The 12,752-nt window shown below is 47.7% G+C and carries 7 protein-coding genes; all 7 read left to right on the plus strand.

Features of this window, described 5'->3' with window-relative positions; all coding sequences use genetic code 11:
• Positions 1 to 148 precede the first annotated feature (148 nt).
• Positions 149 to 2,416: a GH92 family glycosyl hydrolase gene (locus ACO1NU_RS12835; protein WP_448818890.1), complete on the plus strand. Its 2,268-nt coding sequence runs from the start codon at positions 149 to 151 to the stop codon at positions 2,414 to 2,416.
• A gap of 66 nt (positions 2,417 to 2,482) precedes the next feature.
• On the plus strand, positions 2,483 to 5,509 hold the full coding sequence (locus ACO1NU_RS12840; RefSeq protein ID WP_448818891.1) for a SusC/RagA family TonB-linked outer membrane protein: 3,027 nt from the start codon (positions 2,483 to 2,485) through the stop codon (positions 5,507 to 5,509).
• Between the two features lie 17 nt (positions 5,510 to 5,526).
• Positions 5,527 to 7,410: a RagB/SusD family nutrient uptake outer membrane protein gene (locus ACO1NU_RS12845; protein ID WP_448818892.1), complete on the plus strand. Its 1,884-nt coding sequence runs from the start codon at positions 5,527 to 5,529 to the stop codon at positions 7,408 to 7,410.
• Positions 7,411 to 7,434: 24 nt separating this feature from the next.
• The gene (locus ACO1NU_RS12850; RefSeq protein ID WP_448818893.1) at positions 7,435 to 9,249 is read left to right on the plus strand and encodes a hypothetical protein; all 1,815 of its coding nucleotides are present in this window, start codon (positions 7,435 to 7,437) and stop codon (positions 9,247 to 9,249) included.
• Positions 9,250 to 9,325: 76 nt separating this feature from the next.
• Positions 9,326 to 10,213: a hypothetical protein gene (locus ACO1NU_RS12855; RefSeq protein WP_448818894.1), complete on the plus strand. Its 888-nt coding sequence runs from the start codon at positions 9,326 to 9,328 to the stop codon at positions 10,211 to 10,213.
• Positions 10,214 to 10,218: 5 nt separating this feature from the next.
• Positions 10,219 to 11,355 (plus strand): glycoside hydrolase family 10 protein, encoded by a 1,137-nt coding sequence (locus tag ACO1NU_RS12860; protein WP_448818895.1) that lies wholly within the window; start codon positions 10,219 to 10,221, stop codon positions 11,353 to 11,355.
• Positions 11,356 to 11,358: 3 nt separating this feature from the next.
• On the plus strand, positions 11,359 to 12,750 hold the full coding sequence (locus ACO1NU_RS12865; RefSeq protein ID WP_448818896.1) for a DUF5009 domain-containing protein: 1,392 nt from the start codon (positions 11,359 to 11,361) through the stop codon (positions 12,748 to 12,750).
• The last annotated feature ends 2 nt before the right edge of the window (positions 12,751 to 12,752 follow it).

The raw sequence follows: 12,752 nt of genomic DNA on the forward strand, positions 1-12,752 counted from the left end.
TCTGTAATGGATTTGGTGAAAAATAAGCGTACGAAATGGATTTATTTTATCACTAGAACTTTATAAAAGTTATTCTAAAAGATTTATAAATGCCCAAAAGGCGGAGATAATAAGAAAAGAACAGTTAAGATCGGGCGATCGCGGAATTATGAGATTTTTTTATCCTTTTTGTTTTATCACTTTCTGTTGCTTTTTTTATGCTTGTTCCGTTGCCGACGGAAGAGATCCTAAAAAAGATTATGCAGCCTTTGTTGATCCGCTAATCGGATCTGGCGGGCACGGACACGTATTCGTGGGAGCATCGGTACCGCATGGCATGGTGCAGCTTGGTCCAAACAACGCATCAAAGGGCTGGGACTGGTGTTCGGGGTATCATGATTCAGATTCTACGATTGTGGGTTTTGCGCATACCCATTTGAGTGGTACCGGAATCGCAGACCTGGGAGATATCGCCTTCATGCCGATTGTATCGGATGAACGTAGTGCTCCAGGTTCGGACTACGTCAGGCACATATCTACGTTTTCTAAGCAAAATCAGATAGTAGAACCGGGATATTACTCGGTAAAGCTGAATGAACATCAGATACATGCAGAACTGACCAGTACAGAACGTGCCGGTTTTCAGCGATATACCTATCCGCAAACAGCCATTCCATCGGTGGTCATCGATCTCGACGAAGGTGTGAAATCTCTCGAAGCTCGGAAAGGGACACTCGGAGCAGGTTTTCGTCTGGTGAATGATTCCACAATTGCCGGCTATCGTCTTTCTGATGAATGGGCTACGGATCACAAGGTATATTTCACAGCTGTTTTTTCAAGGCCGGTAAAGGCTTTGCAGTTATATAAGGAAGGCAAGCCTGTATCTTCGGTCTCAGATACCGGGCTGCACATACAAGTGAAACTTGACTTTGCTAAATCGGCAGAACCCCTGCTGGTCAAAACGGGAATCTCCTATGTTTCTGAAGAAGGTGCTTCCGCTAATTTGAGCCAGGAAATACCGCACTGGAATTTTGATGAGTTGCGTACCGCTGCAAAAGCAAAATGGAACGAGTCTTTGTCGACCATTGACTTCCAGTCCGCCGATACCGCGGCTGTAAAGATCTTTTATACCTCTTTATATCATACGCTCATAGCACCATCACTCTTCTCCGATGTAGATGGTCGTTACCGCGGCGCGGATGGTGCCATACATCAGGCAAAAGACTTTACGCCTTATACGACTTTTTCCCTTTGGGATACTTACCGGGCTGTTCATCCGCTGTACACGCTCATCGACAAGAAAGTTCCTGATTATGTCAACACACTTTTATCGCTCTACGATCAGCAGAAAAGTATGCCTGTATGGTCGCTGGTGGGAAATGAAACGAATTGTATGGTGGGAAGGCATTCCATACCTGTAGTGGTGGATGCGGCATTGAAGGGCTTTCCTATTGATAAGCAGCGGGCTTTTAAAGCTGTGAGTTCGCTGGAGAAGATGGATGAAGCCGGGTTGAACCATGTAAGGACCCAGCAATATATTCCGGCTGATAAGGAACCTTGGTCGGTAGCCAAAGGCCTCGAGTATGCAATTGATGATTATGCTATCGCCGAGCTTGCTGCGAATCTTGGCTATACGGCCGAAGAGGATAAGTTTAGGGGCAGATCAAGAAACTATCAACAGTATTTCGACGCCTCCACCGGCTTTATGCGTGGCAAGCTGAGCTCCGGAAAGTGGAGGGCGAACTTCAATCCGTTTCATAGCATACACCTGGAAGATGATTATGTAGAGGGGAATGCCTGGCAGTACACCTGGCTGGTGCCGCATGATGTTTACGGACTGATTGGTCTATTTGGAGAGAAGAAGCGCTTTACTAATAAGCTCGACAGCCTGTTTACAGTATCGTCAGAATTGAACGAAGGGGCCTCTGTTGATATCTCGGGAATGATCGGCCAGTACGCACATGGCAACGAACCCAGTCACCACATTTTGTACCTCTACGCTTATGCCGGAGAACAGTCCAAAACGGCCGGGCTGGTCAGGAACGTATTTAAGGAGTTTTATACGACACGTCCTGACGGTCTGATCGGGAACGAAGATTGCGGACAAATGTCGGCCTGGTATATTTTCTCCTCACTCGGGTTTTACCCCGTTAATCCGGTCAATGGCATATTTGTATTCGGTTCGCCGATTGCAGATAAGGCTTCTATCCGTTTACAGAACGGGAAGACCTTTGAGGTTATCACCCAGCATAATTCCGCTGAAAATATCTATATACAGACTGTCAGCCTCAATGGAATGGGTTACCGAAAGCCCTATATCAACTACGATACCATCGTGAAAGGGGGGACCCTGGTTTTCAAGATGGGCAACAAGCCGAGTGACAGCTGGTATGATCAGCAGATCCGCATACCTGAATCTAATCAGGCCAGACCTTAAGTTTATTTCAATTAATCAATAAATCTCAAACATGAAAAGAGTTTCAAACATCCAAATGCAAGTATTATGAGAAGACTTCTATTTATTTTACTATTTCTGGTAGTGACTGCGCCTATCTATGCGCAAACTGTCACATTAAAGGGGAGTGTCTCCGATGAAGGCGGAAAACTACCCGGAGTAAGTGTTGGAGTCAGCGGCTCGAGTGTGAAGACTGCTACTGACGGGAACGGTAATTTCAGCATCCCGGTTAAGAGGAACGACGTACTGACGTTTACTTATGTAGGCTACCAGTCGCAGAACGTTACCTATACCGGTCAGGCAAGCCTGCAGGTGGTGTTAAAAGCCAGTTCAGTAGGCCTGGAAGAAACGGTTGTTGTAGGTTACGCCGTGCAGAAGAAGGCGACGCTGACTGGAGCGGTTTCGTCTATCAGTGCAGAGACACTGACTAAAAGAAGCGTAGCTTCCCTTTCGACCGCGATGCAGGGTACCATGCCGGGTGTGACGATCCAGCAGACCTCAGGTCAGCCTGGAGCCGACGGGTCGACTATCCGTATCAGAGGTATCGGTTCCATCAATTCCAATACAACGCCACTGGTGTTAGTAGACGGTATTGAGATGGATATCAACCAGGTAGATGCGAATATGGTAGAATCAATGTCGGTGTTGAAAGACGCTGCGTCTGCATCCATCTATGGATCACGTGCATCGAACGGGGTTATCCTGATTACGACGAAAAGAGGTAAAGCAGGAAGCATCAACACCACTTATAGTGGCTATTCAACTATTCAGACACCTACCAATATGCCTGAAGTTGTGCCGGCATGGCAGTATCTGCAGGCTGAGCTGAACGCATGGGATAATGCCGGTGTGAGTGTATCGCCATCTCAGCGCGAACAGCAGCTGAAGCTGATCGAGGATCAGAAAAACCTGATGCCGGATAACTGGAACAGGTATGATACCGATTGGAAAGAAGAAACCATGAAAGACAATTCAGTCATGCAGAGTCACAACCTCTCTATGAGTGGAGGAACAGAAAAGCTCAGGTTCTTCGGTTCAGGATCTTATCTGAAACAAGATGGTTTGATTCCGAACAACGATTACAGCAGATTGAACATCCAGCTGAATACCGACCTGAAGGTATTACCCTGGATGAACGTAGGTTTAATCTCATCACTTAGAGAGTCAAATACGAAGGCTCCGGGACTAGGTACGCCAAAGTCTATTATCAATAAATCCTTATATATGCTGCCAACCCTTTCTGCTGCCAGGGAACTTGATGGGAACTGGGGATATGGAAAGAACGGCGACAACCCTGTAGCACTTGCAAATGCGAGTGGTTACGATAAAGACAAAGTTTCGGAAGTATTGCTGAACGGAACTGTAACCATGACCCCTATGAAAGGAATGGAAGTGGTAGGACAGTATTCCCGTCGTGGTGTTACGACCCGAGGAACGAAGCTGATCACGCCGTATACTACATCCCTGAAAGGTCAGGTAATGGGTATTTATCCTGCAGAAGATAACCTTCGGGAGGACTGGCAGGAAACTATTCGCAACTTCTACCGTGCACAGGGATCTTATGAAAGAACAGAAGGTGGTCACTATGGAAAGTTATTAGTGGGTTTCCAGGCAGAAGACAACAATTACTCTTCATTCTACGGAGCGAAGAAAGTGTTTGAACTGGATCGCTATTACCTGGATAATGGGGATGGATCGACAGCAACATCAGGAGGTGGAGCAAACGGCTGGTCGATGATGTCAGGTTATGCGCGTTTAAACTACACGTTTTCAGATAAGTACCTGTTGGAGGTAAACGGTCGTTATGATGGATCATCCCGTTTTACATCCAATAACCGTTGGGGCTTCTTCCCATCTGTATCATCAGGTTGGGTTATTTCCAAAGAGAGCTTCATGGAGCCAACCCGCAGCTACCTGGATATGCTGAAGGTGCGCGTATCCTACGGATTGTTAGGAAACCAAAATATCGGTAACTATCCGTACACGGCTACCATCAACCCAGGTTATGGATACTATTTAGGAGATAACAAGGAGCTTGTTCCGGGCGTAGCACAGACTGCACTTTCAAACAGCAATATCAGCTGGGAGAAGTCCAAGCAGTTTGACGTCGGTCTGGATGTAGGCTTGTGGAACGATAAGCTGACGCTTACAGCCGATTATTATGTGAAGACTGTTTACGATATGCTGATGAAGTTCCCGCTTCCTTATTATGCCGGTATGCAGCCTGCTTTTACCAATGCAGGTGATATGGAGAACAAAGGATGGGAGTTAAGCATCGGGCATCGTAACAAGGTCAATGATTTCACCTATGGAGTAACATTAACTCTGAATGATAACCGTAACAAGATCACGAATCTGAACGGTTTGAACTCTCAGGATAAAACCATGGTGGAAGGCTATCCAAACCAGGGGATCTGGGGCTACCTGAACGATGGCTATTATGCTGACTGGGATGATGTGGCAAATTCTCCAAAGCTGGGAAGTGCAGCCAGGCCAGGCTTCGTGAAGTATAAAAAAGTTTATCAGGGCGAGAATGTAGATCCGAAGCTGATCGACACCCGTGATATGGTGTATCTGGGTGATCCTTTTCCTCACTACGAGTTCGGTCTGAACCTGAATGCAGGTTGGAAGAATTTTGACCTGACTGCGTTTATACAGGGTGTTGGAGAGCGGGCGATGTTCATGAGCGGCGTTGGTTTGAAGCCTTTCGCTGCGGGTGGTAACCTGTTTACTCATCAGCTGGATTCATGGACTCCTGAAAATACAAATGCATCTTATCCGCTGCTTGTTCCGGAAGCCAATACAGGTGATAATTATGTTCGTTCAGATAAATGGGTGCGTGATGCATCTTACGCACGTCTGAAGAACGTGGTACTCGGATATACATTCCCGAAGGCCTTGACTCAGAAATTGAAGCTGGGTAGTTTGAGAATGTATCTGAGCGGACAGAACCTGTTCACATTAAGCAATTTCGAAAAAGGATATGATCCGGAAGTAACGTACGATGGTTCAGTGGGCGGAGAGTTCTATCCGATCATGCAGACTTATACGTTTGGACTTGACCTGAAATTTTAAGCTTTAATATCATTCTGATGAAAAATACATTAAAAAGAATATTCAATATAAAAGTTGCTACAGCCGTTGTGGTGATGTTCAGCGTAACGAGCTGCAAGGATTATCTGGAGCAGGAACCTAAGAGTGATTACCTGTCTTCCAACTTCTATAATAACGAAGGTGCGATCAAGCAGGGTGCTAATGGATGTTATCAGCGCCTGAAAATGGATCATACTAATAGCAGCTCCAGCAATATACCCCTGTCTATTTTGTGGGATATGTACACGCCCTTCGGTATAGAGCGTGCGGATAACAGTTCTATCGGGGTAAACAATGTCGATCTTAGAACAAACTTCACCGGGGAGTTTATTTACGCCACCCTTTATACGTCTGTGGCCAGATGTAACAGCGTGCTGGATGGCGCGGCTCCGTTCTACGATCAGCTGAATGACCGTTCGAAGATCTACCTGGCAGAAATCAAGGTACTGAGAGCACATTTCAATATGCAACTGGTGTCTCTGTACGGTGATGTGCCTTATTTTACATCGAGCGTTACATCGGAGCAACTGAAGGAAATTGGCCGCACACCATGGGCAACGATCGTAGACTCGATCCTTGCTGATCTGGATGAGGCTGCAGCAATCCTGCCATGGAAAGCAGCAGAGTGGGGAAGGGTTGACCGGTCGGTAGCGCTTGGTCTGAAATCCAGAATGGCACTTTATGCAGGATCATGGAGCAAGTTTGGGTATGGTATGGACGGTGTAAAAGACGCTGCTCAGGCAGAAAAGTACTTCGGCATCGCCGCAGCGGCAGCCAAGAGGGTAATGGACGAGAGCGGTCGTGGTTTAGCAGCAAATTACAATGATTTGTTCACCAGAACCGGTCAGATGAAGGCTGATGCTAAAAATGAGAACATGTTGTTCATGTCATTTTCAGATGCAGGCGACAGAAGCACCCAATACATGTCACTCGGAGAGCAGGTGCGGATGATCGCCCAGAGTGGTCGTTTTCCTACGCAGCAGCTTGTAGATACCTATGAAACGCGAAATGGAAAGCGGATAGATGAGCCGGGATCCAACTACAATCCGAAAACACCGTTGGTGAATCGTGATCCGCGTTTGAAATACACCATCTATACCCATCATGATACGATCATCGGGAACACAGGAAGTAACAAGATGAAGTTCCTGATGGAGCTTTACAACCCTCAAACCCAGTCATGGGATGAGCAGGGCAATATGAAGCTGATTGATAATAAAGATTACGCAGGTGCTGTTGCGCAGTATGGATATGTGCAGAGCGGAGTTGGCTTCGCTTGGAGAAAATATAACCATTTTGATGATGAGGGAAGTGCATTGCCGACCTATAACATCATTCTGATGCGTTATGCTGAGGTGCTTCTGAATTATGCAGAAGCGAAGATTGAGCTTGGTGAGTTAGATGCAACAGCAGTGAACGCCATTGATCAGGTACGTGCCAGAGTAGGAATGCCAGGTATCATTGCGTCTGATCCAAGCCGTGCAGGCAATCAGGCAAAGATGCGCCAGATCGTTCGTCGCGAGAGAAAGGTGGAACTGGCAAAAGAGTCACTTCACTTCTTCGACATGCGTCGCTGGAGAATCGGAGCGTTGCAGAATGCAGAACCTACTTATGGTTACCCACTGGCAAGCGGCGTGGATGCTTCGAAGAAGATCTATCCGGACGGGTACACGCAGGCGACACCTGACATGGTTCCATCATACGGAGCTGCAGGATCAGAGAGAGACCTGAATGACATTGCCAGCTACCAGGCATTTGCCAGCAAGCTGCGGGTTAGAGACCGTAACCGTACCTGGGACGATAAACTGTATGTGTGGCCTATTCCACAAACAGAAAGGATGAAGGCTCCATGGTTAACGCAGAACAAAGGTTACGCACAATAAATTGAACCTCAGAAATTAAATCAAATGAATAATTACATAAAATATATTTCTAAATGGCGGTTAGCATTCGTGCTTCCGCTGTTGATGATCTTCTTAGGGGGATGCAGCAAAGACGAGGAACTCTCGAGAACATATGAGTCTGCTCAGATCGTGGGCGTAAAGGTGAACAATCAGCTTTATACTCCGCAATATACAGACAATGTTGCCCAGGTGGTGCTTCCCGCAGGACGCGATCTGACCAAGCTGAAGCTACAGCTTCTGGTGGTGAATGGTGAATTGATCGATTTCGAGAACAATGCGGAGTACGACTGCCGCAAGCCGCTTGCGGTGAGTCTTCAAGGTGCGGACGGTGCACGTTCAGATGTGCAGCTGAAGATCCAGTCGCCTCCTTCATTAAGCTCCTTCATCATTGAAGGACTGAATATCCCGGCTACGGATGTCCACTTCAGCTCTTCATCCCTGATCGTGCAGGTTCCTAAAGGTACTAACCTGAGCCGCCTGAACGTGACCATGGAGTTCCTGAACGGAACACTAATGGACTTCACCAACGGTACTCCTGCAGATTATACAGGTCCCAAAACCTTCAAGCTTCAGGGTGTTGACGGCGAAACCGTTTATTCTTACGATCTGATCATCACGACTGAGCCAGTTGGTCCGGCTTCTGTACGCTCGATGACAATCAATGGTGTGAAGACGGATTCTGTTGTAGTGAAAAACGGAACGACACTTGTACCTTATATTGACGGCCTAAGTAACTTCAGTTCAGCAAAAGTTGAGCTGGAAGTTGGTTTCGGAAACCGTATTGAAGCAGCCTTTACAGGAGCGTCTCTGAACCTGTTATCAGGTGCGAACAAGGTGAAGATCACAGGATCTGACGGTATAGAAAAAGAGTTCACGATCGCTAAACCAGCCTTGTCACTGATCCCGGTATTTTCTAAAGCTTACGATAGCTTCGGCTTTGGCGCAAACGATTTGAGTGGTGTAGCATTCAGCGGTGATAAACTTGTTGTAAGCAACTATTCAGCTGTGGCTCCGATGCAGGTTGGACCTAACTACTATGATCTGAGCGGACAGCAATTGGGCGTACTGAACAAGGCCGGTGTGACAATTGCACACAGCCTTCGTAAGGTAGCGTCTGATGATAAGGGAGCTTTCTTGGTGGTTCCACTGGGACTAACAGACGGCGATCAGACAACCTATAAGTGGGATAATGTTAGCGCGGCCCCTGTACCTTATATCACCTATTCAAAAGTTTCACTGGGTATTGACTATACACCGCGCTCGGCAGGTATCAACATCTCAGGAGATCTGAGTGGCGATGCTACGATTGCGATCGGAATGGCGCAGAAGACAGACGTCTTTGTATGGACAGTTAAAGGTGGGGTATTGAATACGAAACCTCAGCGTCTGGCATTCCCATACGATAAGACTGGTTTCTACTGGTCTGTACAGCCGCTTCCGCAAGGCTTGTCGGGCTTCGTTGGAGCAGCTTCAGGTACTAACTTTAACGGTGTGATCTCGATGAACAACACCCTTGGAGAATTACATAAACTAAGTGGAATTATCGCGACAGACAGCAAGGCCATTCGTCATAATGGACGGATCTACCTGGCTTATACGGCGTATGCGGCTGGAAAGGGAGCAATCATGCGCGTTTGTGATATCACAGACGGACAAGCTAGCTCTTATGAGACACCTATATTTGACGTGACGATGCCATCGACTGCGGCAAATGCCAACAATACCATGGATGCGGATATGGCAGTAGTGAACGGTAAACTGCATGCAGTGTTTGCATGTACGAATATCGGTATGCGACTATACCGCCTGGAAAAGTAATCGATCTCTAATCATAGAGCCCAGCATCAGACCGGTTGTCGCCGGAGACGGTGCTGGGCTTTTTAACAAACTTACCATGTTGAAATTTAGTAAACGACTCCTGCTCACCGCAGGCTTATGCGCAGTTCTGGCTTCCTGCGGTAAATCGGGCGACCCGGCAGAAGAAATGAAAGAGAATGATCCGATCACAGGATTCTTTGCGAATGAAATCAAGCCACCTCTGAATGCGAACTGCTTTCAGGGTGCGTATTACCGTAAGGTTGTATCCAGTCAGGATGTATGGCTGGGACTGGAAGGAAAGGTGGTACTACCACAAATCGTATTTGACGAGAATCGTAAAAACCCGGCAAAGCCACAGCAGTACCTGGACAATCCTTCGGTGTACATGGGAGGAAATATGGGAGGCCAGGAAACCGATATCGGTTTAACCTGGGAAGTGATCAGAGATGAGCAGGGGAATGTAACTGCCGACAGAAGGGCGTTCCGTCCTTTTCTGCGCCGGTCGGCCCATGTGAGCGGTCAGGCAGCCACCTATGAGAATGCATCTGCCCAGAAAGAATATTATTGGTATCCGGGAGAAGAAGTGACGATGTCGGTACAGATTGTGCAGTCGGGCAAGATCAGATTTATCGTAGAAGGTGCCGGAAAGCGCTTTGAGCGGGATTTCGATTGTGCAGGTTTCGTACGAGGAGCTAAGGGGGATTTCAAACGTGTAAATGCGATCGACCAGGTATCGAATGAAGGGAAACCCGCGCAGGCAACGAAGACCAGAGTGGAGGGTTCAGTCTGGAAGGAAACGAATCTCTTCAGGTTACAGGGAACAGAGCTTGTTAAGGTGCCGGTACATCAGAAGCGTTTTACTGACATGCGGTGTCCATCTGCAACGAATTTCAGGATTACGGCAAGCGAAGCCGAGCTAATGTTAGGGGCAGAGAGCATTACCATTGACGGAGGTGCAAAATAAACGATATGAAGAAACTCAAGATTAGCATTTTGAGCATATTACTCTGCTCATTTTCACTTCAGAACTGCTCAGGCAGTGAGGGTGTGGAAGCACCGGCACCGGTAGTGGAAGCGAAAAAGAACTTTGCAGGTGTTTGGATTACCAATGTAGCCAGCACGGCATTAAACTCCCGCGGAAATATACAGGAGGCGGTCAGTCAGTGTGAACGCTTCGGTATTAACAACATTTTCGTTGTCGTGTGGAATAAAGGGCGTACGCTGTATCCCAGTGAAGTGATGAAGCAGACCTTCGGAGTGGAGATCGATGAACAGTTCAAGGGGAGGGATCCGCTAGCCGAGATGATCGAGGAAGCGCACAAGAAAAATATCAAGGTGCATGCCTGGTTTGAGTATGGCTTTGCGGCTTCTAATAATCAGAATGGCGGGACGCTCCTTCAGACCAAGCCCCACTGGGCTGCGAAGGATGCAAGTGGTGCGCTGCTTAAAAAGAACGGCTTCGAATGGATGAATGCCTTTCATCCCGAAGTGCAGGATTTTATGACTTCACTGATCCTGGAGGTGGTACGCAAGTATAATGTGGACGGTGTTCAGGGAGACGACCGTCTGCCCGCATTGCCGTCGCATGGTGGGTACGATGACTACACCGTGGGCCTTTACAAGAAGGAGCATGAAGGAAAGAACCCGCCGGCCGACTATAAAGATGCTGCCTGGATCAGCTGGAGAGCAGATCTGCTGACGGCTTACTTCGGCAGACTGTACAAAGAAGTAAAGAAGATCAAGCAAGAGGTGATCGTTTCGAGTGCGCCAAGCATCCACCCCTGGGCTAAGGAAGAGTATCTGCAGGACTGGCCTGCATGGTTGAAAAAGGGTTATGTAGACATGGTGATTCCTCAGCATTACCGGTACAATATTGAGGCTTACCAGCAGGTGCTGAAGCAGCAGATCGGGTTTTTGGAAGCCAGGGATCGCGGTAAGTTTTATCCGGGTATTCTGATCCAGAATGCGGATTATAATCCATCTCCGGAATTCCTGAAGCAAATGATAGAGGAAAACCGCCGGCAGGGATTTAATGGTGAGAGCTTCTGGTTTTACGAAGGGCTGAAGAAGTTTCCGGAGTTCTTTCAAAATTATAACAAGAAGTAAGATATGCAACGTTCTGAAAGTCTGGATGCCCTTCGGGGATTAGCCATCTTGCTGATGGTATTGTCGGGGAGCATCGCATTTGGGGAAGTTATGCCCGGATGGATGTTTCATGCGCAGGTTCCGCCGCCCCATCATATTTTCAAACCGGAGTTGCCTGGGATCACCTGGGTAGATCTGGTGTTTCCATTCTTTCTGTTTTCGATGGGAGCTGCGATTCCCCTGGCGATGCGGAAGCGGATGCAGGAGCAGGTATCGGACGGGAAAGTCTTCGTTCAGGTGCTGACTCGATTTGTGCTGCTGGCATTTTTTTCCATTTTCACGATGCATGCGCGGGCATGGGTGATGAGCGATGCGCCATCACCAACGGAGCATCTGATCTCCATCGGCTGTTTCGTGGTGCTGTTTTTTATATACGGGCAGTTTAAGGGACTCTTGAATGTGCAGACAGAGCGGGTTCTGAAGGTGCTGGGATGGCTATTGGCGCTTGCCTTTCTTGCCTTCTTTCCTTTCAAAGAACCGGGATTCAGTGTTCAGAAGAGTGATGTCATCATCATCGTGTTGGCCAATATGGCTTTGTTTGGGACGCTGATCTGGTGGTTTACGAGAAATAATCCGCTGTGGCGGCTGGCCCTGCTGCCCTTTATCATGGCCGTATTCCTCGCATCGAAGGAAGAGGGATCGTTGAACGCCCTTGTGTTTAACTGGTCGCCGCTACCCTGGCTGTATAAGTTCTATTATCTGAAGTATCTGTTTATCGTACTGCCGGCTACATTTGCCGGTGAGTGGCTGTTGCAACGAACCGCTGATGATAAAGGGAATGAGAGAAGCAGGAGAGCGGATGGACTAGCTGTGGTAGCCGTTGTGTTAATCCTGCTGGTTAACCTGACGGGCCTTTACGGGAGATATTTGCTGGCGAACTTTATTGCCAGCATTATTCTGGGAGCGATGCTGCTCTACCTTTCTGCGAAGATAAAGTCAAGCAGTGCAAGCGGGCTTATACGTTTTATGAAGGCAGGTGTTTACCTGTTGATGCTGGGGCTGTTTTTCGAAGCCTATGAAGGAGGGATTAAAAAGGACTTTTCAACTTACAGTTACTACTTTGTTTCTACGGGCCTGGCTTTTCTGGTGATGGCGGCATGGACGATTCTGGAGGATCATGGCGTATTAAGACACGTCATGACATTCTTTGCCTGGAACGGCAAGAACCCGATGGTCGCTTATACTGCAGGGAACCTGTTCCTGATTCCGCTGCTGAAGATCACGCAAACCGCCGGATGGCTGGATAGTCTGAACGGCAATGCTGTTGAAGGCTTATTGAGGGGACTGATCTTTACAGGGATTGTTTCGCTGATCACCGTGTTTTGCGTGAGGAAGAAGATCTTCTGGAAGACCTGAGG

Source organism: Arcticibacter sp. (assembly GCF_053551015.1).